Raw genomic sequence first — 20225 nt, forward strand, 5'->3', positions numbered from 1 at the left:
ACAGAAATGGAGTATTTTAAATGGAATTAAAAAACAGAACCCTGTCTAATTTTGCAGAGCTTGTAGCGACAGGTGAATGCAAAAAATTTCGTGGGCGGCTGAAAACAGGCATTGACCTTGGTACTGCCAACACGGTTCTTGCTGTTGTTGACCGCAACAACCGTCCCATCGCCGGAATTTCCGCCCCGTCCCACGCTATTCAGGACGGCGTTATCGTCAATTATTACGAATCCGTCCAACTTGTGACCAGACTGAAAGCTGAACTGGAAGAAAAGCTCGGCACAGAATTGCTCTACGGAGCTGCTGCTATCCCTCCCGGAGTTTCCGAGGGCAGTGTAAAAAGCATCGGCTATGTTATGGAAGGTGCAGGCTTTGAAGTCACCAATATTGTAGATGAACCAACGGCTGCTGCCTCTGTTCTTAAGATCACAGATGGCGCTGTTGTCGATGTAGGTGGCGGAACAACAGGTATCAGTATCCTGAAAGACGGAAAAGTGATCTATACCGACGACGAGGCTACCGGCGGAAGCCACATGACCATGACCGTTGCCGGACATTATAAGATTCCTTACGAAGAAGCCGAGGTTCTCAAAACCACTCCGGAAAAAGAGGACGAGATTTTTCCGGTGATCAAGGCTACAATCGAAAAAATGGCTGTCATCACAGAGAAATTTCTGAACGGTTACCAGGTTCCTGCTGTTTATGTAGTCGGCGGTTCCTGTATGTTCAAAGAATTTACCACTGTTTTCGAAAAGAAGTTAAAACTTCCTGTATACAGACCGGTACATTCTCTTCTTGTCACGCCGCTTGGCATCGCATATAACTGCGAACTCCCGAAAGTCTGAAATAAAAAAACAGCTGCTGTCAGATCATCTTACCTATCCCGATGATCCGCAGCAGTTGTTTTTTATTTCACGATCTTATTTGCCAGATATTTTTTCATGGTGTCTGTAACCTTTTTTCCATCCAGTGGTTTGATCAGGTGTTCATTCATTCCTGCTTTCAGACTCTTCTCGATATCCTCCTCAAATGCATTGGCTGTCATCGCAAGGATCGGGATATTCGCTTTCTCCTGATCTTCCAGACTGCGGATCCTCTTTGTTGCACCGTAGCCGTCCAGCTTCGGCATCTGAATATCCATAAGGATCAGATCATAAAAAGTGGTTCCTTTTCCAAGCTCACTCTCTGCCTCAATGGTTCCTCCCATCAGATCCACAAGACGTTTGACGATTGGCATTCCAAGTCCGGTGCCTTCGATCTTATTCTCCGTGACCGTATGCTCACGGGAAAATATTTCACATTCCAGTTCTCTTGTGATTACGGAAATCTTTCCACCTTTATTTGTATATTTATATGCATTGGAAATAATGTTAAGGAATATCTCACTAACCTTAACCCTATCTCCGTAATAATACTCTGTTTCAATATCAATATCTGCTGTAAAAGCAATTCCTTTTTGTTCCATCAGTTCTGCATACACGGAAATAACCTGTTCCATCAGATCTTTTGTGTTACAGATTTCTTCCTTAAGAACAACTTTTCCGCTTTCAATACGAGCCATTTCCAGAACATTATTTACCAGGGATAGCAGAAAGCCACTGGATTTTTTATCTTATCCAGATAATCCCTGCATTTCGCCCGATCAGCGGAATTAGCGCTTTCCGCCCGCAAAAGCGCTGTTTCCAGTTCCTGATGGCTCTCCTGTAATTTCCGGTTCAGCTCCTTTGCCTGCCTTGCCGCCTGTTTTGCCTTCGCCTCTGCTTCTCTTGCTTTTCTGAGAAAACTTAATACTACAAGAAGAATCACAATAAATATTGTGGCAAATACAGTCGCAGCCACTGCAAGATTATCTTTTATGAAATCTACAATTGTAACCTTATCCGCTGCATTATCATACATGGACAGGGCACCGGTAAGACTGGAGGATGACATCGCCTTCAATGTCTTATTGAGGATTGAAAGCAGCATGGCATTTCCTCTGGTGACTGCAAAGGCTGCATTACATGGCTGCATCAGTACCACGCTGTAAAGCTTGTTTTCGTTGGCGTATTTTATTCCCTGATCTTCCACTTGGGATAGTAGATTCATAGTCCAGCCTGTATAACCAGCCACTGACTGCTCGTATTCATAACCATATCCGCTTCTCTCACCATTCGCTCCGGCAATATGATAAGAATCCTCATACCATCCTACCCGAATCGTTTCTCCGTCAGTAACAGTTTTCTCCGATGCAAAAATCGAAACCGGAAGCAGCGATATCAGCAAAAAAATACATAATAAGAAGCATCCACCTCTTCGGAAAATCTGCCTGTTTTTCTTCATGCCTTCCTCTCCAAAATGTTATGCTATCATTCTATCATATCTGACGAATTTTATCGATTATCATTTCATTTTCGGTCTGGTTCTGCGATTGCAGAGAAGGGTCACGACTTCTACTGAATCCGTAACCGGGAACATATCTACAGGCTGCATTTTTTTTACCTGGTAATCTCTTCTGGTAAGATACTCAAGATCTCTGGCCAGCGTTTCCGGATTGCAGGACACATAGACGATCTTTTCCGGAGAAAGATTTAGAAGGGAGTGAAGGAATTTCCGGTCACTTCCTGCACGCGGAGGATCCATAAGAACAACATCCACCTTTTCTCCCTCTGCTGCCATTCCTTCCATAAACCAGCCTGCATCCCCCGGTACAAACCGTACATTCCGGATATGGTTCTCTCTGGCGTTCATTCTGGCATCACGGATCGCATCGCGGTTCAACTCCACACCGATTACATCTCTTGCTTTTTTGGAGGCAATGATCCCGATGGTTCCCGTTCCGCAATAGGCATCAATCACGCGCTCATGTCCTGTCATTGCTGCAAATTCCATAGCTTTTCCATAAAGCTTTTCTGTCTGTACCGGATTTACCTGATAGAAAGATGACGGAGAAATACGGAATGTCAGTCCCATAAGACGGTCTTTGATGAATCCAGGTCCGTAAAGAACAATATTCCGTTCTCCAAGAACCATGCTCGTCTGTCTGTCATTGATATTAAGAACCACTGTCGTGATCTCCGGATGTTCCTTACGCAGTGCCTTCACAAAATTATTCTTGGACGGAAAGATCGGTGAAACTGTAACCAGCACCACCATGATCTCTCCTGTGGAAAAGCCTCTCCTCACAAGTACATGGCGGAGAAGTCCATACCCGGTATCTTCGTCATAAGTCTTGATCTTAAAAGATTTCAGCATTCCCCGAATCGTGCGGATGATCTCCTGGCTCTTTTTATCCTCGATCATACAGTCATCTACGGAAACAATACGATGGCTTTTTTCCTCATAAATACCGGAAATAACATTTCCCTTTCTGTCACGCCCGAAAGCCGCATGAACCTTGTTTCTGTAATAGTACGGATCCTCCATACCGATGATCGGTTCAACCTTGCCGAATTTTTTCAGAAGTCCTTCTGTGTATCTCTGTTTTTTGCGAAGCTGTTCTTCATACGGCACACCCTGATAGCGGCAACCGCCACATTTCTTCGCTACTGAACAGATATTTTCTTTCTGCTCCATAATTGTACTCTCTCCTTTTTTCAGTTCCTGGACTGCATGACCTGATGGTATGCTTCTTTATATGATATTCCTGTTTTTTCGCAGAGCCTTTTTACACTCTCATATTCCGGGTAAAAATATTCTTCTCCTTCAAAAGTACAGACTTTTACCTCTGCTTCTCCCAAAGGCGTGGCAACCGTTCTTTTTTCTCTTTTCAGAATGGTGCGCTCCATTTCCTGACGACGGATCCCGATAGTCGTAGTTTCCTTAAAGATGATCCGTTCCATTTCCGTAATCTGTTCTTTCTTACAGATCACTGTGAGAAGCCAGGCCGGACGGTTTTTCTTCATAAATACAGGCATATAATTTACTTCTCTGGCACCTGCCCCGTAAAGACATTCCATTACATAACCAAGTGTCTCTCCTGTACAATCATCAATATTGGATTCCAGCTTGATAATCGTATTTGTCTCTTTATCCGATTCCCGGATCAGCATTGCACGAAGGATTCCCGGACACTCATACTGACGCTTGCCGGCTCCGATGCCGATTTTCTCCACTGTAAAATCCTCCGGAAGCTCCTCCCCGGTACAAAACGCAGCTGCTATGGCAGCCCCGGTAGGTGTAACCAGTTCCCCCTGCACCTCTGTGATATGCAGTTTCAGGTGATAGGTACTTACAATATTACTTACTGCCGGAACAGGAACCGGCAGGATTCCATGCTGACAGCGAATCGTTCCACTTCCCTCGCAAAGCTTCGGAATGATCACTTCCTCAACGTCCAGATCATCCATACACACCGCAACAGAAAGAATATCCACAATAGAATCCACTGCTCCTATCTCATGAAAATGCACCTGATCTGCCGGTACATTATGCGCCTTCGCCTCTGCCTGGGCGAGAATTGTAAATATTCTTCTTGCATAATCTTTTGCACGAAGTGTCATATCTGCGTGATCGATGATCTCCATAATCTCATTCAGCCCACGATGTTCATGATGGTGATGTCCATGATCTCCATGAGAATGCTGATGCGTTTCATTTTCATGCACATGCCCGTGAAGATACTCCATATCATGATCATGATTCTCATGATCCTTATCCAGTAGTACATCAAAATCGCAGGCATCAATTCCGGATTTTACCACACGGCTGATACGGATATCAAAGCCTTTTACAGGAAGACTCTCCAGAGTTTTTATAAGCTTCTCTCTGTCAGCCCCCAGATCAAGAAGTGCCGCAACCGTCATATCACCGCTGATTCCTGATGTGCACTCCAGATATAATTTATTTTTCATTTATTTTCCCTCCGCAAGCCGGTTGATCTGTGTTGCCAGATATCCGGCCCCGTATCCGTTATCAATATTTACCACTGCAATTCCGTTGGCACAGGAATTGATCATTGTCAGAAGTGCAGAAAGCCCATGGAAGCTGGCTCCATAACCCACAGATGTGGGTACTGCGATCACCGGACGTTTCACAAGGCCACCCATAACACTGGCCAGTGCACCTTCCATTCCTGCCACTGCGACTACACAGTTGGCCTTCTGGATCGTATCCAGCCTGGAAAAAAGTCTGTGCATGCCGCTGACACCCACATCATAGATCCGCTCTACATGAGTTCCAAAATACTCTGCCGTCTGTGCAGCTTCTTCTGCCACGGAAATATCCGCAGTTCCGGCTGTACAGACAGCAACTTTTCCGATATGTTCTTTTTCTTTCTCAATCTTCAGGATTCCGGAAACCGGATCATAAACAACCTGCGGAAGAACTTTTTTTATCAGTTCATACTGATGTTCAGAAGCTCTTGTTCCGAACACTTCCCCATCCTCTTCATAAAGTTTCTGATAAATATTTATAAGATGTTCGTCTGCTTTTCTGGCACAGTAAACTACCTCAGCAAAGCCTGTCCTCTCTTTTCTCGTTGTGTCCAGCTTCGCATAATCCATTTCTTCATAGCCTTCTTTTTTCAGAAGATTCTCTGCATGCTCCACAGAAAGCTGTCCAGCCTTTACTTCTTCAAGGATCTGCTGTAAAGTCATTTTTTACCTCCCCTGTTTTCCCTTTACTATAATAACACAATAGCCAGACATTTGCATTCTTTCCTGCAAATTGTCTGGCTATCCGCCTGACCGAATCTTATATCTGTCCGGATATTTTTACTCAATCATTTTCTCATACTGTTCTGAAATCTCATCAATATCACCATATGCAATCAGTCTGCCTTTTTCCAGGATCATTGCCTTATTGCAGAGACGCTGTACCTGCTGAAGGGAATGTGATACGAAAAGAACAGTAACTCCTTTATCGAACATGCTGAGGACTTTTTTCTCACTCTTCTTTCTGAACTTGGCATCTCCTACGGAAAGTACCTCATCCAGGATCAGAATATCCGGTGATACCAGTGTGGCAATGGAAAATCCAAGTCTCGCTTTCATACCGGAAGAATAATTTTTAATCGGCACGTCAATAAAATCTTTCAATTCTGAAAATTCAACGATTTCATCAAATTTCTTTTCAATAAATTTTCTGGAATATCCAAGCATGGCACCATAGAGGTAAATATTCTCACGTCCGGTATACTGAGAATCAAAACCTGCTCCAAGTTCAAGAAGAGGTACCAGTCTTCCGTTCTTAATAACTTTTCCTTCTGTTGGTTTAAAAACTCCTGCGATTACTTTAAGCAGAGTACTTTTTCCGGCTCCATTCAAGCCAAGAATACCAACCCGGTCTCCTTTCTGAACCTCAAAATTCACATTCTGAAGTGCCCAGAACTCATTATATTTAATTTCTTTTTTTATAAATTTAATCAGATAGTCTTTCAGGTTATCAACCTTTTCCTTACTGAGATTAAATTTCATGCTTACATTGTCTACTACAACTGCCGGTTTGTCCATTTTTCTCTCCTGTAAATGCACGATTATATATAAAGTATAAATTCATCCTGCTTTTTCTTAAAGCAGATCAGACCAACTACAATCGCCGCTACACCGAAGCCAAGTGCATATTCGAAATAATGCATATTCATCATTTCTCCAAAGATTGCAGAACGGAAAATGCTGATCGTACAGTACAGCGGATTATATTTCAGTATCCATGAAAATCCACTCTTCAAAAGTCTGGACGGATAATAGAAAATCGCACAGGTATACATAATGATCATCAATGCTACTGACCACAGATACTCCATATCCCTGAAAAATACTCCGATCGTTGCCAGTATCATTCCACAGCCATATGCCTGCAATAAAAGCAGGATCAGGGCAATCGGAATCTGCACCAGATAAATCGTCGGTTCTACTCCCAGTACAACACTTACAACCGCTAGCACAATCAGTGAAATCAGAAAGATCACATAATTAAAAAGCACACTTGACAACGGATAAATATACTTCGGTACATATACTTTCTTGATCATTCCCGCATTGGCCCTGACCGATTTCAGTGCAGCCGTCGTTGCACTTGAAAAATAGCTGTAAAGAAGACGTCCCGTAAGAATATATACCGGAAATGTCTTATCTTTATTTCCGAACAGAGTGCCAAATACAATGGTAAGTACGATCATGGTAAGAAGAGGCTCCAGAAGGGACCAGATAATACCAAGATAAGAACGTCTGTACTTCAGTTTGATTCCCTTTTTTACAAGCTCTCCAAGAAGAAACCTGTAACGCATAAAAGTATTTACGTATTCTTTCATAGCATCTCCAATATTTGTTTTTTTATTTTTCACATGGCTGTAAAACATAATATACCATTTTTAAGAATCTGGCAATATTATTTTTTTCCAAAAAAAGCCGGAACCGGTACAGAATTTCTTCCATACCAGCCCCGGTGTACTCCTGGCTCTTTTATATGAAACAATTTTTCAGAAAATCTTTTTATCTTTTAATATTGAAGGCCTGAAATCCTGGATATACCGCTGCCTCTCCAAGTTCTTCTTCAATACGCAGAAGCTGATTGTATTTCGCAACACGCTCACTTCTGGACGGAGCTCCGGTCTTGATCTGGCAGGTATTCAGAGCTACTGCAAGATCCGCGATCGTTGTATCCTCTGTCTCTCCGGAGCGGTGAGAAGAAATTGCTGTATAGCCGGCCTTATGTGCCATCTTGATCGCTTCCAGGGTCTCAGATACAGAACCGATCTGATTCAGCTTGATCAGAATGGAATTTCCGCAGCCAAGGCTGATTCCTTTCTCAAGACGCTCTGTATTGGTAACAAACAGATCATCACCCACAAGCTGTACCTTTCCGCCAAGCTCCTTTGTCATGATCTGCCAGCCTTCCCAGTCTTCCTCATCAAGACCATCCTCGATAGAGTAGATCGGATATTTCTCGATCAGGTTTTTCCAGTGCTCAACAAGCTCGGCAGATGTAAATTTCTTTCCGCATTTCGGAAGAATATACTCACCCTTCTGGCTTCCCTTCCACTCGCTGGATGCGGCATCCATGGCAAGCACGAAGTCTTTTCCAGGCTCGTAGCCTGCTTTTTTTACAGCCTCAATGATATATTCGATGGCTTCCTCGTCACTTCCAAGGTCCGGAGCAAAACCGCCCTCGTCACCAACGCTTGTCGCAAGACCTTTCTCCTTCAGAAGTGCTGCAAGTGCATGGAACACCTCTGTGCACCAGCGAAGCCCCTCTTTAAAGCTCGGTGCACCGGCTGGCATGATCATAAATTCCTGCACATCTACTGTATTTGCAGCATGCGCACCACCGTTTAAAATATTCATCATCGGAACCGGAAGTCTGTTTCCATTCACACCACCAAGAAATCTGTAAAGCGGAATATCAAGTGAGATCGCAGCTGCACGTGCACACGCAATGGATACTGCAAGGATCGCATTCGCACCAAGTTTTGACTTATCCTTTGTTCCATCTGCCTTGATCATGGCCGCATCCACTGCATAAATATCAGATGCATCCATTCCTGTCAGTGCATCATTGATCACTGTATTGATATTCTCAACTGCCTTGGAAACACCTTTTCCGCCAAAACGGCTCTTATCCTGATCTCTCAGCTCAAGTGCCTCAAATTCTCCTGTAGATGCTCCGCTTGGTGCCGCTCCTCTTCCGATGGTTCCGTCTGCAAGATAAACCTCTGCCTCTACGGTCGGATTTCCTCTTGAATCAATGATCTCCCTTCCAATAACTTTCTCGATCTCTAAATATTCCATCTTAATGTATATCCTCCTGTCTGATATCAATCTCTCTGTCTGCGAATTCTGTCCGGACCGTCTGCCTGCTTCCGGAAATACCTGTTCTGAATTTCCGGAAACACGACAGATCAGGGGAAACGGCCCTTCACATTTATTCACGCAATAGTTAGAACCTGCTAACTATTTTATAGTTTATCAGAACTAACTGTTACCGTCAAGATATGCAAATACTCATTTTTTCTCATTTATATCCTGCTTCATTCTGAAATATTTTCTGAATATTATAAGAAATTATCCAAATTTTACGTATTGACAAGCCTGTATTCTCTATGGTAATATGACCGACGGAATTGAATATGGTCTATGGCAAAATCCTGTCATATTGGAAACGCACATTCTCCTGAATGATTAACGAACAACACATGCTCTATTATTTATCATTATCATTTAATAAGGAGGATTTTTTTATGCCAAAAAACAAGTTCCAGGAAGTTATTTTTACTATCATCATGGTATTTTTCATGGTTTATGCCATGATCTGCTACAATATTTCACTGAATGTCGGTGGACTTAACAACAGCGTGTTCCTCTCCGCTTTTCATGAGCTGGTGATCATGGGACCGATCGCTTTTGTCCTTGATTTCTTCATCGTATCCAAGCTTGCATTCGCATGCGCAAACCGTATGGTGGATTTCCGCAGCTGTCATCCGTTCAGCATGATCCTTGCCATCTCTGTTGCTTCTGTTGCTTTTATGTGCCCGCTTATGAGCCTTGCAGCAACCATTCTCTTTAAGAATGCAGGAAGCCAGTTCATTTCTGTATGGCTTCAGACAACAGCGTTCAACTTCCCGATGGCATTTTTCTGGCAGCTGATCTACGCAGGCCCGATCGTACGTTTCATTTTCAGACACATCTTCCCTGAAAAAGAAAACGCAAAAGAAGCTGCACCGAATATGTAATTTTATACAATATAAAAAACACGCTACTGTCATTTTTATTCACGGCAGTAACGTGTTTTTTTGTTACACGATTATATCAGGGCAGTCAGTCAATGATATCATTCTGGAAACGGGACAGATGCTCATAAGGCAGGATCATCCTTCCACGAAAAAGCCCGCATCCATCGTTAATCAGACTGTTATTCACAGCCCCGAACATATTGACGTCCAGCTTCGAAAGCTCCAGTCCCAGAAGTCTCATTCCTCTTTCATAGGCCTCATCAAAATAAATACATTCTCCCTCCGGGATCGCATCTCGCCTTTTTCGCTCACTTTCCTGTTTTTTCTCATAGCTTAAATGGTTGGCCGAACCGATCTCTGCCACATCATCCATATCCTTTGTACGCAGCTGTACCTCCATATAGCTTCTGGAGCTGTTGTCATAAAAGGTGATATGAAGCGACTGATAATCTTCCTCGCTGTTATGACAGATATAATCTCTGTAATACGGACGAACCTCCTCACTCAACAGGGGCGAGGTACTTTCCTGCACGCCTCTGGCCGGCTCTGCCGTAAACCCCCGTTCCTCAAGAAAACCAGGCAGCACATTGGCGATCTCATAAAGATGACGGAGTTCTTCCTCCCTGATGTCCTCCCCTTCTTTCAGATGGCATCTTGGCATAGCGATCACGATCCTGTATGCAATAAAATCACGGAAGCAGCTTAACCGCTCTTTAATCTGGGATACGGATGGATATCTGCCATGTTCTTTATAATAATCATATATAAATTCTACCACATAACCGTTAAATTTCTCCTCCGCACGGATCAGGGATTTGATCCTTCCTTTAAAGGTAAACGCAAGATAAGGATACTCTCCTGCCATATACTTATAAAATTCCCGTATCTTCTGGGACTGTGCTGTGAGGAAATCATTGTGCTCCAGAAGCTCCTGAATCTGGATCAGAAAATTACAGTGTACCAGGTCGATCTCATTGTGCTTCTCCTTCGCTTCTCTCCGCAAATCCGTGATATATTTTTTCAGTATCCGCAGGATCGTATCTCCGGAATACAGATAGTCGTTTAATGTTATCATTCATATCACTCCCCTGAGTTTATCTATGATCTGTATATTACTTTCTGATTTAATCATATCCAGGCATGTCTTTTCCGTCAAAAAATATTGCAAAAACATTCATAAATTCTGCATAAAAAGAGGCCGAAACCGCCATAATCATGAATCGGACTGTCTGTGTGGCCAAGAAACATGTTTGCAACTGCAACAAAGCTCTCGACCTCTGTAGTCCCCATAAGCTTTCCGACAGCTTTTCCGATCCATTTTACGATAAATCCGATCACACCCAGATAATACAGCACACTGACAAGGGCAGATACAAAAATAATATTTCCAAGACTCTTGATAATGAAAATGCTCATATCACCTGTAAAAAGGTCACCAAACACAAAAGACAGTCCTTCATTTCCACAGTTGATAACTGCAGTCAGTCCATTGGACAGTACCAGCAGAATTCCCACTACATTTAATAAAAGTTTCATACCTTTTCTCCTGTTTCACGTTCCTCTTATTTCAATTCGTCCAGAAGGGACCCTCCAATTGTTCCTTCCGGCATCTGTACCCCAAAATTATCTGCGATCGTTGCACCGATCACTGCGAAAGTATCGGAATCTGCCAGTTTTCCATACCCCTCCATGGATGGAGAATAAGCAAAAAACGGTACCTTTTCTCTTGTGTGATCCGTTCCTGTATGTGTCGGATCGTTTCCATGATCTGCAGTGATGATCAGAAGATCATCCTCTTTAAGCTCTCCGAGAAGCTCCCCAAGCTTCACATCGAATTTCTCAAGTTCTTTTGCATATCCCTCTACATTACGGCGATGTCCCCAAAGTGCATCGAAATCCACAAGGTTTACAAAGCAAAGTCCCTCGAAATCTCTTTTTGCAATATCAATAGTCTGCTCCATTCCATGAACAGAGCTCTTGGATTTGTTGGATTCTGTCAGACCCTCTCCGTCAAAAATATCAAAGATCTTTCCTACTGAGATCACATCATATCCTGCATCCTTCAGTGCATTGAGAGCTGTCCTTCCATACGGCTTCAGTGCATAGTCATGACGGTTGCTGGTACGTTTGAACTCGCCTTTTTTCTTTCCAACATAAGGTCTTGCGATAACACGGCCAACCTTCCACTCATCCTTCATGGTGATATCACGTGCGATCTCGCAGCAGCGGTACAGCTCATCCAGTCCGAATGTCTCCTCGTTTCCGCAGATCTGCAGTACGGAATCCGCAGATGTGTAAACGATCATATGACCGGTTGCGATCTCTTCCTCAGCCAGCTCATCCAGGATCTCTGTTCCACTGGCACTCTTGTTTCCGATCACCTTATGTCCGGTTCTCTTCTCAAGCTCCTCGATCAGATCTGCCGGGAAGCCTGTCTCTGTAAAGGTCTTAAACGGTTTGGTGATGTGAAGTCCCATCATCTCCCAGTGACCGGTCATAGTATCCTTGCCTGTGCTGGCCTCTCTTAAAAAGCTGTAATAGCCCATCGGTCTTTCTACTGCTGTAACCTGTTTCAGCGGATGAAGGTTTGCAATTCCAAGCTTCTGAAGATTCGGAATCGTAAATTCATTTACATTCTGGGAAATATGTCCCATTGTGTCTGTACCTTCATCGCCATACTGTGCTGCATCCGGCATTGCTCCTGCGCCGAATGAATCAATTACGATCGTAAATATTCTCTTGTATTTTTTCATAACTCATTCCCCTTTCCTCTATTCTTCCAGATATCTGCTCATTTCCAGAAACTGTTCATGGGATACGGTGATCTTTCCGTTTTCCACAGTGATCAGTTCTTCCTTTTCCAGTGCTGCGATACTTCTCTGGACACTTCTTACATTAAATCCGACCCTGTCAGACAGTTCTGCCTGCGTCCGGTTCAGCCGGAATATACCATCAGCCTTTTCTTTTTTACAGGTATAGGACTTTACAAGATACTTCATCAGGCGTTCCTTGCAGCTCATGAACATGTATTTACGGTCGTTTGCTTTTTCAGATGTCAGGATAGACATCACATTTTTTACCCGCAGAAGAAGTGCATTCTCATCATGCTGTATCCACTGCCAGTAAAGAACCGCCGGAATCGCCAGTATTTCGCAGTCCTCCGCCGCACAGATTGAAACACTGTATTCCGGATTTTCAGCAAAAACCTCAAAATCCCCTACAATGTACATCTGTGCAAAATCCATAAAATAATACACCCTGCCCAGTTTCTGATAATCCAGGCCCACGATCTCACCATTCAAAATGATATAGATCGTATCACACGGTTCTCCCGAACGTATGATAAACTGGTCTTTTTTTATCTTTCTGTATGACATGGCCCGGATAATAGCATCGGGTACGTATTTAAATAATCGTTCCAGGTAGTCGCGCTTGCTGACGTTAAGTTTACTGATTTCCTCCAAAAAAAGTTCTTTTGATTCCATCCTTATCCCTCAGAAATCCGTTTCCGTTTACAAATTTCGCGATCACATTTCTGTCATCCGCAAGATAGATCATCCGTTCCAGTCGCTCTTTTACACCAAGCTCCTGTGGATGACGCAAATTCGAATCATCAAGTACTACTGCGTCAAATTCATAGCCTTTTTCAAAAGCTCCCACCTTGCCGAAGAATTCTCCGCCACCTCTTGTAGCCAGATAAAATACCTCTTCCACTTTCAAAGGCGCCAGCTCCTGATCAGCAAGTCTCCAGCGAAGCTTGGAGCACTGGATCGCCATGGCCATTGCCTTGAACATGGACAGGGATGAACCGGCTGCCACGTCACTTCCAAGACCGATCTTCATTCCAAGCTCCAGATATTTTCTCACCGGTGCCACGCCGGAAGACAGATTGGTGTTGGATTCCGGACAATGTGCAATGAACACCTGATTCTTCTTCATCAGCTGAATCTCTTCCTCTGTGCTGTGAACACAGTGTGCCATGATCGTAGGACAGCCATTTCCAAACATTCCATATTTGTCATAAGCCTCCCCGTAAAAAGCAGTATCCGGGCAAAGCTCCTGTACCCACTGGATCTCACCAAAGTTCTCGGAAAGATGTGACTGCATCGGCAGATCATATTTCTTCTGCAGTGCAGAAAGTTTTTCCATCAGCTCATCAGAGCAGGTTGGTATAAATCTCGGTGTCAGGATCGGTTTTATATTCTCGAATTTTTCAGCCTCCTGAATCCATTTTTCTGTATCTTCAGCAGCTTTTTCCGGGCTGACTTCACAGAGATAATCCGGGCTGTTTCGGTCCATGTTTACTTTTCCCACAAATCCCTTGATTCCGGCATTTTCCAGTTTTTCCATAAGAAGAAGTGTTGCTTCATTATGAATGGTTCCGAACACACATGCTCTTGTTGTGGCACTTTTCTGCATATCCTCTGCAAAAATGTCGTAAGCTTTTTCTGCATAGGCAAGATCCTGATATTTCGCCTCCTCCACAAATGTGTGAGTGTTCAGCCAGTCCAGAAGCTCCAGATCCATTCCAAGTCCCCGGAAGGAATACTGCGGTGCATGCACATGCAGATCTGCAAATCCGGGAATGATCAGTTTATCTGTATAATCATAACAGGGAAATGTCTGATAGCATTCCGGAAGCTCCTCAAATACGCCAACGCAGATTCCGTTTTCGCAGACTGTATAGCCGTTTTCCACAATACAAAGTTCTCTGTTCTCATTGCTGTAGCAGATATTTCCCTTCATTACAAACCGTTTCATCTCGTCCTGTTTCCTTTCTGATGTCTCATTCACGGATTACATATTTACAACAACTTTTGCAACAAGCTCCTTGAAGGATTTTGCCACGCGGTCTGCTGTCTCCTGTACTTCTTTATGATCCAGTGCTTCTTTGGAGATTCCTGCTGCCATGTTTGTAATACAGGAAATTCCGCAGACTTCCATACCCATGTGACGCGCTGCCATAGCCTCACATGCTGTACTCATTCCAACTGCATCTCCACCCCAGCGCTGTGCAAGTCTTACCTCTGCCGGTGTCTCATAGTTCGGGCCTGTGAACTGTACGTAAACACCTTCCTGAAGCTTGATGTCACACTCTCCTGCACATTTGCGGATCACATCCTGAAGACGTTTGCTGTATACCTCACTCATATCCGGGAATCTTGTTCCCAGCTCATCAATGTTCGGTCCGATCAGCGGGCTTGGAACGCCTGTTGTGATATGGTCTGTGATCAGCATGAAATCTCCTGGTTTATAGGAAGGATTCGCTCCACCTGCCGCATTGGTAAGAAGAATCTTCTTTGCGCCAAGCATTCCCATAAGGCGGGTCGGAAGAACAACATCTGACATTGCATATCCTTCATAATAGTGAACACGTCCCTGCATGATAACAACCGGTGTTTTCTCCACATAACCAAATACGAAACGTCCCTTGTGACCTTTTACTGTAGATACCGGGAATCCCTCGATGTCTGTGTAATCAATAGTCTGCTCGATCTGGATCCCATCTGCAAAATTTCCAAGTCCGGAGCCAAGGATCAGTGCAACTTCCGGTTTGAAATCAACTTTCTTTCTTACGCTTTCTAGGCATGTCATTAATTTTTTGTACATAATTCTTACTTCCTTTCTTTTTATTATTTTATATTTTTGTGTCTTTATCACAATGTCTCCTGACTTAATGCTCTCTGATTATACGAAATCACTGTTTTTAAAAAAACGACATTTGTCGCGATTGTGCAAAAAAGTTTCAGAATCATTATTTTTCACAATAAGCTGTTTTTGACTTTGTATATTATGCACAACTCCTTTTGCGAAAATATCCTCGTTTTCATGATACCATGATGCCCGTTTTTTTACAATCCGATCCTGACATATCACGAATGTACCACAGAACAGAAACAGACCCTGCTTCTCAATACTTGAAAAACAGGGTCTGTTTCTGGATTTATCACGTTTATTTCAGAACTTCCGTTGACCTGGCAGCTGATCAGAAATGAATAGATTCACTCCAGTCGTCTGCGTCAAAAGCAATATTGCTTCGGATATCATCTTCATCTGAGATACTTCCGTTCTTGGCTGCTGCTGCAAGCTCATCTGCCCCAACATCATCTTCACTTGAGAATGGTGTCTGTACAAAATTGCTTCCTAGAATCTTCAGTGGTGCCCACCAGTTCGTTGTCTTAAGCTGCTCCGGAGCTACATCTCTTCTTCTCTGTTTGATGAAATATCCCTCATCCTCCAGTGTCGCACTGAGAACAGCCATGTCCTGGTAAAAATCATCTCCCACATACTCAAATGTCATCAGGATAAACTCTTCCAGCTCATAGAAAAACTGATTGCGGATTCCATGATGCCACATAAATTTACGTGTCTTCTCTGACGGATTCAGCTGCTTCGCAAGAAATGCCTCTCTCTCCTCCGGTACAACATAGATAACCTCTTCTACTCGTCTCATAATACTTCTACCTCCAAACATTATATGTTTTTGCTCACGTCCCCTTGATGCACTCAATATAACATTTTTCGGCTGCTATGACCATGCACTTTTTTGCTCAAAATGTTCAAAAAATTCACCTGTTATCCGATGTTCTCCTGAGTCCTGAAATGGTTTTTAGCTGAAGACATATTCCATCTCATTCCACTTTTCATTTCCCAGCACAGAAGCGGAAATTCCCACATATTGGAACCCCATTCTTTCGTACATTCCAACCTTAGTATCCACGCAGGTGAGGACTGCTTTTTTTCGTCCTCTTTCCTTTTCCCTGGCAAGGTATCGGGTCATCAGCTCTCTGGCAAGCCCCTGTCCACGGTGTTCCGGAAGTACCTCCAGTCCCAGCAGCATATTATTCTCACCAGCTGGTGTGCTTAAGTCCGCATTCGTAAAAAATCTGTCCTGAAAAGTCTCTTCATCTGTTGCAAAGCCGGTGAGATATCCTGCCAGCCTTCCTGTTTCCCGATCTTCCGCTACCAGAAACAGCTCCGGAATTTTTTTCACCCGGTCTATAATATCCTCTCTGCTGATCGCCTCTGCCGGCGGAAAACAGATCTGCTCGATCTCTGCTGCCTGTTCGGCCTCCTCCTCACGTATAGAACGAAATGTATATTTTTCTGATAGATTCATAATTCCTCTCCTTTGTTTTTTCCTCATCCTTATGTAATCTACCATATTATCTTCCCAGAGAGAAGCCCTTTCTTTGTATCTGACCTGCTTCCGTTGTCTTCCTAGCTCTGGTACGCACCCTTCCAGTTCTCAAAAATCTCCGAAGAGTTTTTCAAAAAATCATAGGATATGTGAATTTCACTTTCCTCAAAAGTTCTGTCGCTTTCCAGAATCGGCCATGGATTACAGCCACCCGCAGTTTCCCCGATCTGATCCATGGTAAATGAATTTCCGCAGTTCTGGCAAACCAGCTTATCTCCTTCCTGTTTGTAATAGCCGTTTCCGGAATCATAACAGATCTGGCATGTATTGAATGCAGTACGGATTGTTCCATCCGCATCTTTTAATGCAACCACTTCCATCTCTGTGCCATCTACATTTACCGGATAAAATGCAGCTTTTTCTGTCACATAAATTTTCCCCGTTTTCAAAAATATATTCCATATCAAAATCCTGCAGGAGCATCTTATAATTGCATCCGTTAATGCTGCCTTCCGGTGCCTGGATCTCCCACTTCACAGGTTCTCCTGCCTTCACTGTAATATCCGGGTACTGACCCGATTTCAGTGTACTGGAAACATACTGCACTCCATCTTTTTCTGTTGCAGTATCAGTCCTGTCATTGTTCTGCATACCATCTGCCGTTGCCTTTCCCGCTGATCTGCTTCCAAGACCTGACAGTGCACTTCCCTGTACCATCATAGACAGCCCCATAACCACTACCAGAACTGCACCAATCTTTAAGATCTGCCTTGTAAATTTTTTCCCAAGTGCGAAAAAAAAACGAACCAAACCCAAGCATCAGCGGAACCGTTCCAAGGCTGAAACACAGCATGGCAAAAGCTCCGCTTAAGACATTTCCCGAAGTCCCGGAAATATTCCCAGCATATTCACTCCCATAATTATCATGATGATTCCTGCCAGAAGCTTCAGGATTCCCTGCAATACAGAAGATGTCTGTATGTCAGCTCCAATTCCTGCCAGGCCACCCACAGCTCCAAGAAAAAACAGGGTAAGGCTATAGACATGCAACTATACCGTTCCCTGTTTTTATTCCTTGCAACTGGCTGCCATTTTACAGGCCCTTTAGCTTTGCGTCACAGCTTTTCAACTGCTTTTGACCATATATTTATTTTTTTCTTTCTTATTATTGCATACTCAGCCACAGAGGACTGTCAACCATTCTGGTCAACATTTATCAGTGCTCACTCTGAATCTGGTAACAGCTGTTTTCTTATATCTGATACCAGCGGATCTCATTAGCCTCCAGATGCAGTTCAAAGTTGCTGCCATCCCCCATGTAAACAGTGGTATCCTGCGGTTCGTATGTATTATTTACCACACAGTATTTTCCGTTCTTTACATACGCGTGAACTTCTACATTATAATTGGAAGAAAACCAGCGACAAAGCTCTTCTTCTGCGGATGATGACCACAGAACCGCACGATACAGAACACGGCTGTTCCGGAAACTGTACGGAAGTCCGCTGATATAAACGCCACGGCCTTTTCCGAAGGTCTTCACTGCCATCTGTACCTCCTGATTCTTATGGATCAGAATCTCCGTCTGTGGCAGCGCAAAGATATTCTTTTTGCCTTCGCCGAAATCTACGGTTCCGTCTGTATCTGCAAGGATAAAATGATCTCTGTGCTCATCCCAGTTGTACTTATCTGTATTAAGGTTAAATCCCCTCTCTTCCTCTACGCCCAGAATATCATCCAGCTGGAAGAATTTTCCCTGCCACTGATGAGCTCCCGGTTCTCCAACGCCGATAAAACCGCCACCATTATAGACAAATTTTCGCACAGCAGTAAGGACAGCCGGATCTGCCCAGTTTTCTCCACCGGACTGTGCTGTATCAGCATCGCCTACATTAATGACTACATCAAAATTCTTCAGGAACTCTTCATTCTCGCGAATGTCATCAAAGCTGATAAAGGAAACATCAAAAGGTGCACCGCTCAGTGCCTCTATAATCCCGAAATAGGAATAATTCTGCTTATAATAAATGGCATGATGTACCATATGATTACCCCAGGAACGCATTTTTCCCCAGCAGTTCAAAACCGCCACTCGTTTTACGCAGTACGGTGTTGTTCCCTGAATGTTGTCATACAGCACGCGGAACTCCTGGCACACCTCCTTGATATACTGCACAAAATCCGGAAATTCCAGGGCAAGCTTCAGATATCCGCCATAGCCGATCCGCTGGATCGGGCTTCGAAGGATTGCTCTTCTGGCAGTCACCCAGTTCACCTTTGCCTCTTTTACCGGATCGCCGCCTTCATGGAATGTATCCGGGAAAAAGTACGGCAGAAATCTTCCCTCTGTGTACTTTACATTTTTGATATCACTGAACAGACGCAGGGTTGCACCATTTCCCACGCTTCCGACCACTGCATCCAGCCCGATGGTGGCAAACTCATCCATAAAAGGCTCCATGCCGATCCAGTGATCTCCCAGAAACATCATGGCTTCTTTTCCATACTCATGAACAATATCCACCATTTCCTTCGCAAGGCTGGCTACCTCTCTTCTCTGGAATGCCTGAAAATCTTTAAATTCCTTTGACGGAATGCGGTACGTATTGTTCATATAGCCCTGGTCAATGATAAATTCCGGACGGAAAGGATAGCCTGCTTCTTTTTCAAACTGCTCCAGTATATAAGGGCTGACAGACGCGGAATATCCGAACCAGTCCACATATTTTTCACGCGCCAGCTCATCAAAAACCAGCGTAAACTGGTGGAAAAAGGTTGTAAAACGTACCACATCTACGTAATCATGTGTGTCAAGAAACCTGCGAAGTCGTTCCAGGGAATGCGCTCTTGTCTCAGGCTGACGTACATCAAACGTGATCTGCGGCTCCACATCCTTCCAGTCATTAACTACCGCATTGTACATATGCACAGGATCCCACATAATATACGCCAGAAAACTTACTGTATATTCATGAAACAGCTTCGCCGGCCGTATCACAACATTTCCTGTTTCTTCCTCATAGGACCATTCTTCTGTGCTGACTGTTTCACCGGTGGTACGATCAATAACCTCCCACCATCTCCGGATATCATCCCGCGTATTCACTGCAAGCATGTCCGGATACAGATGATCCATCAGATGAATTTCCAAAGTATCCGAAACTGCCGTATGAAATGATGTCATAATATACATCTGCTGGATTTCTTCCGGATGCGCCTTTGCCCAGGCATTATCCTTTCTTGTTGTGTAATATGTAGCATATATCTTTGCACCCGTCTCTCTCAATTCTGCCGGAAACTCAGTTCCGTCACAGTCACGGATCGCATCTGCTCCCCATTCTTCCAGTATATCCAAAGTCTGTGGAATCACATCCAGATCTGTGGGGATGGTTACTCTTCCTCTGTTCTTTTTCATTTCTACCTCCATTTAAACGA

22 protein-coding genes and 1 riboswitch are annotated in these 20225 nt (G+C 43.8%); of the genes, 2 read left to right on the top strand and 20 right to left on the bottom strand.

All coding sequences use genetic code 11. The features are described from left to right. The first annotated feature begins 20 nt into the window (after window positions 1-20). Window positions 21-845 carry an ethanolamine utilization protein EutJ gene (gene eutJ, locus WMO28_RS01790; protein ID WP_349055866.1) on the top strand — a complete coding sequence of 275 codons (825 nt, stop codon included), beginning with the start codon at window positions 21-23 and terminating at the stop codon, window positions 843-845. Window positions 846-907: 62 nt separating this feature from the next. Here the strand turns inward: eutJ and WMO28_RS01795 are convergent, their stop codons facing one another. From WMO28_RS01795 to eno, 8 genes are all read right to left on the bottom strand, one after another. Further along, complete coding sequence (locus WMO28_RS01795) at window positions 908-1561, bottom strand: hybrid sensor histidine kinase/response regulator (RefSeq protein WP_349055867.1); 654 nt, start codon at window positions 1559-1561, stop codon at window positions 908-910. A 14-nt stretch (window positions 1562-1575) separates the two neighbouring features. Further along, a complete protein-coding gene (locus WMO28_RS01800; protein WP_178643187.1) occupies window positions 1576-2322 on the bottom strand; it encodes a type 2 periplasmic-binding domain-containing protein in 747 nt (248 codons plus the stop codon). A 60-nt stretch (window positions 2323-2382) separates the two neighbouring features. After that, window positions 2383-3555, bottom strand: coding sequence for a 23S rRNA (uracil(1939)-C(5))-methyltransferase RlmD (gene rlmD, locus WMO28_RS01805; RefSeq protein WP_349055868.1), 1173 nt, complete (start codon window positions 3553-3555; stop codon window positions 2383-2385). A 20-nt stretch (window positions 3556-3575) separates the two neighbouring features. Beyond that, window positions 3576-4832, bottom strand: a complete 1257-nt coding sequence (gene larC / locus WMO28_RS01810) for a nickel pincer cofactor biosynthesis protein LarC (RefSeq protein ID WP_349055869.1) — start codon at window positions 4830-4832, stop codon at window positions 3576-3578. Then, window positions 4833-5576: a nickel pincer cofactor biosynthesis protein LarB gene (gene larB, locus WMO28_RS01815; RefSeq protein WP_349055870.1), complete on the bottom strand. Its 744-nt coding sequence runs from the start codon at window positions 5574-5576 to the stop codon at window positions 4833-4835. It lies immediately after the preceding gene. 117 nt (window positions 5577-5693) lie between these two features. Then, window positions 5694-6431: an ABC transporter ATP-binding protein gene (locus tag WMO28_RS01820; protein WP_349055871.1), complete on the bottom strand. Its 738-nt coding sequence runs from the start codon at window positions 6429-6431 to the stop codon at window positions 5694-5696. Window positions 6432-6454: 23 nt separating this feature from the next. After that, window positions 6455-7231: an ABC transporter permease gene (locus tag WMO28_RS01825; protein ID WP_349055872.1), complete on the bottom strand. Its 777-nt coding sequence runs from the start codon at window positions 7229-7231 to the stop codon at window positions 6455-6457. Window positions 7232-7412: 181 nt separating this feature from the next. Continuing rightward, window positions 7413-8708, bottom strand: coding sequence for a phosphopyruvate hydratase (gene eno, locus WMO28_RS01830; protein WP_349055873.1), 1296 nt, complete (start codon window positions 8706-8708; stop codon window positions 7413-7415). Window positions 8709-9157: 449 nt separating this feature from the next. On the opposite strand from eno, the gene WMO28_RS01835 reads away from it, so the two are divergent. After that, window positions 9158-9649, top strand: a complete 492-nt coding sequence (locus WMO28_RS01835; RefSeq protein ID WP_349055875.1) for a DUF2798 domain-containing protein — start codon at window positions 9158-9160, stop codon at window positions 9647-9649. 85 nt (window positions 9650-9734) lie between these two features. Here WMO28_RS01835 and WMO28_RS01840 read toward each other — a convergent pair whose 3' ends face one another. The 12 genes from WMO28_RS01840 to gnpA all read right to left on the bottom strand — a co-directional run bounded on the left by WMO28_RS01840 (window position 9735) and on the right by gnpA (window position 20205). Beyond that, complete coding sequence (locus WMO28_RS01840; protein ID WP_349055876.1) at window positions 9735-10724, bottom strand: RelA/SpoT-related domain-containing protein; 990 nt, start codon at window positions 10722-10724, stop codon at window positions 9735-9737. A 77-nt stretch (window positions 10725-10801) separates the two neighbouring features. Continuing rightward, window positions 10802-11185, bottom strand: a complete 384-nt coding sequence (locus tag WMO28_RS01845; RefSeq protein ID WP_349055877.1) for a nucleoside recognition domain-containing protein — start codon at window positions 11183-11185, stop codon at window positions 10802-10804. Between the two features lie 26 nt (window positions 11186-11211). Continuing rightward, window positions 11212-12402 (bottom strand): phosphopentomutase, encoded by a 1191-nt coding sequence (locus WMO28_RS01850; RefSeq protein WP_349055878.1) that lies wholly within the window; start codon window positions 12400-12402, stop codon window positions 11212-11214. 18 nt (window positions 12403-12420) lie between these two features. Further along, window positions 12421-13134, bottom strand: coding sequence for a Crp/Fnr family transcriptional regulator (locus WMO28_RS01855; protein ID WP_349055880.1), 714 nt, complete (start codon window positions 13132-13134; stop codon window positions 12421-12423). After that, a complete protein-coding gene (locus WMO28_RS01860) occupies window positions 13097-14410 on the bottom strand; it encodes an amidohydrolase family protein (protein ID WP_349055881.1) in 1314 nt (437 codons plus the stop codon). Before WMO28_RS01860 ends, WMO28_RS01855 begins: the two co-directional genes overlap by 38 nt. Before the next feature lie 36 nt (window positions 14411-14446). Continuing rightward, the gene (locus tag WMO28_RS01865; protein ID WP_349055882.1) at window positions 14447-15259 is read right to left on the bottom strand and encodes a purine-nucleoside phosphorylase; all 813 of its coding nucleotides are present in this window, start codon (window positions 15257-15259) and stop codon (window positions 14447-14449) included. A gap of 376 nt (window positions 15260-15635) precedes the next feature. After that, entirely contained in the window at window positions 15636-16103 is a 468-nt protein-coding gene (locus WMO28_RS01870; protein ID WP_178641846.1) for a hypothetical protein, read from the bottom strand. 156 nt (window positions 16104-16259) lie between these two features. Next, window positions 16260-16769, bottom strand: a complete 510-nt coding sequence (locus WMO28_RS01875) for a GNAT family N-acetyltransferase (protein WP_349055884.1) — start codon at window positions 16767-16769, stop codon at window positions 16260-16262. A gap of 101 nt (window positions 16770-16870) precedes the next feature. Continuing rightward, the gene (locus WMO28_RS01880; RefSeq protein ID WP_349055885.1) at window positions 16871-17164 is read right to left on the bottom strand and encodes a Fe-S-containing protein; all 294 of its coding nucleotides are present in this window, start codon (window positions 17162-17164) and stop codon (window positions 16871-16873) included. Beyond that, complete coding sequence (locus WMO28_RS01885; protein WP_349055886.1) at window positions 17097-17600, bottom strand: hypothetical protein; 504 nt, start codon at window positions 17598-17600, stop codon at window positions 17097-17099. Before WMO28_RS01885 ends, WMO28_RS01880 begins: the two co-directional genes overlap by 68 nt. Window positions 17601-17657: 57 nt before the next feature. Then, on the bottom strand, window positions 17658-17840 hold the full coding sequence (locus WMO28_RS01890) for a hypothetical protein (protein ID WP_349055887.1): 183 nt from the start codon (window positions 17838-17840) through the stop codon (window positions 17658-17660). Window positions 17841-17863: 23 nt separating this feature from the next. After that, a riboswitch (cyclic di-GMP riboswitch) is annotated at window positions 17864-17940 on the bottom strand. Between the two features lie 102 nt (window positions 17941-18042). Next, window positions 18043-20205, bottom strand: coding sequence for a 1,3-beta-galactosyl-N-acetylhexosamine phosphorylase (gene gnpA, locus WMO28_RS01895; protein WP_178641852.1), 2163 nt, complete (start codon window positions 20203-20205; stop codon window positions 18043-18045). Window positions 20206-20225 lie beyond the last annotated feature (20 nt).

This window comes from Blautia aquisgranensis (assembly GCF_040096615.1).
GTDB lineage: Bacteria > Bacillota > Clostridia > Lachnospirales > Lachnospiraceae > Blautia_A > Blautia_A aquisgranensis.

Bases quoted from the DNA above. Each gene is read 5' to 3' on its own strand.
- rlmD (WP_349055868.1), bottom strand. From the start codon at position 3,555: ATGGAGCAGAAAGAAAATATCTGTTCAGTAGCGAAGAAATGTGGCGGT.
- WMO28_RS01835 (WP_349055875.1), top strand. From the start codon at position 9,158: ATGCCAAAAAACAAGTTCCAGGAAGTTATTTTTACTATCATCATGGTA.
- WMO28_RS01845 (WP_349055877.1), bottom strand. From the start codon at position 11,185: ATGAAACTTTTATTAAATGTAGTGGGAATTCTGCTGGTACTGTCCAAT.
- eno (WP_349055873.1), bottom strand. From the start codon at position 8,708: ATGGAATATTTAGAGATCGAGAAAGTTATTGGAAGGGAGATCATTGAT.
- WMO28_RS01855 (WP_349055880.1), bottom strand. From the start codon at position 13,134: ATGGAATCAAAAGAACTTTTTTTGGAGGAAATCAGTAAACTTAACGTC.
- WMO28_RS01875 (WP_349055884.1), bottom strand. From the start codon at position 16,769: ATGAATCTATCAGAAAAATATACATTTCGTTCTATACGTGAGGAGGAG.
- larB (WP_349055870.1), bottom strand. From the start codon at position 5,576: ATGACTTTACAGCAGATCCTTGAAGAAGTAAAGGCTGGACAGCTTTCT.
- WMO28_RS01825 (WP_349055872.1), bottom strand. From the start codon at position 7,231: ATGAAAGAATACGTAAATACTTTTATGCGTTACAGGTTTCTTCTTGGA.
- WMO28_RS01795 (WP_349055867.1), bottom strand. From the start codon at position 1,561: ATGGCTCGTATTGAAAGCGGAAAAGTTGTTCTTAAGGAAGAAATCTGT.
- WMO28_RS01865 (WP_349055882.1), bottom strand. From the start codon at position 15,259: ATGTACAAAAAATTAATGACATGCCTAGAAAGCGTAAGAAAGAAAGTT.
- WMO28_RS01820 (WP_349055871.1), bottom strand. From the start codon at position 6,431: ATGGACAAACCGGCAGTTGTAGTAGACAATGTAAGCATGAAATTTAAT.
- gnpA (WP_178641852.1), bottom strand. From the start codon at position 20,205: ATGAAAAAGAACAGAGGAAGAGTAACCATCCCCACAGATCTGGATGTG.
- WMO28_RS01850 (WP_349055878.1), bottom strand. From the start codon at position 12,402: ATGAAAAAATACAAGAGAATATTTACGATCGTAATTGATTCATTCGGC.
- WMO28_RS01870 (WP_178641846.1), bottom strand. From the start codon at position 16,103: ATGAGACGAGTAGAAGAGGTTATCTATGTTGTACCGGAGGAGAGAGAG.
- eutJ (WP_349055866.1), top strand. From the start codon at position 21: ATGGAATTAAAAAACAGAACCCTGTCTAATTTTGCAGAGCTTGTAGCG.
- larC (WP_349055869.1), bottom strand. From the start codon at position 4,832: ATGAAAAATAAATTATATCTGGAGTGCACATCAGGAATCAGCGGTGAT.
- WMO28_RS01840 (WP_349055876.1), bottom strand. From the start codon at position 10,724: ATGATAACATTAAACGACTATCTGTATTCCGGAGATACGATCCTGCGG.
- WMO28_RS01860 (WP_349055881.1), bottom strand. From the start codon at position 14,410: ATGAAACGGTTTGTAATGAAGGGAAATATCTGCTACAGCAATGAGAAC.
- WMO28_RS01800 (WP_178643187.1), bottom strand. From the start codon at position 2,322: ATGAAGAAAAACAGGCAGATTTTCCGAAGAGGTGGATGCTTCTTATTA.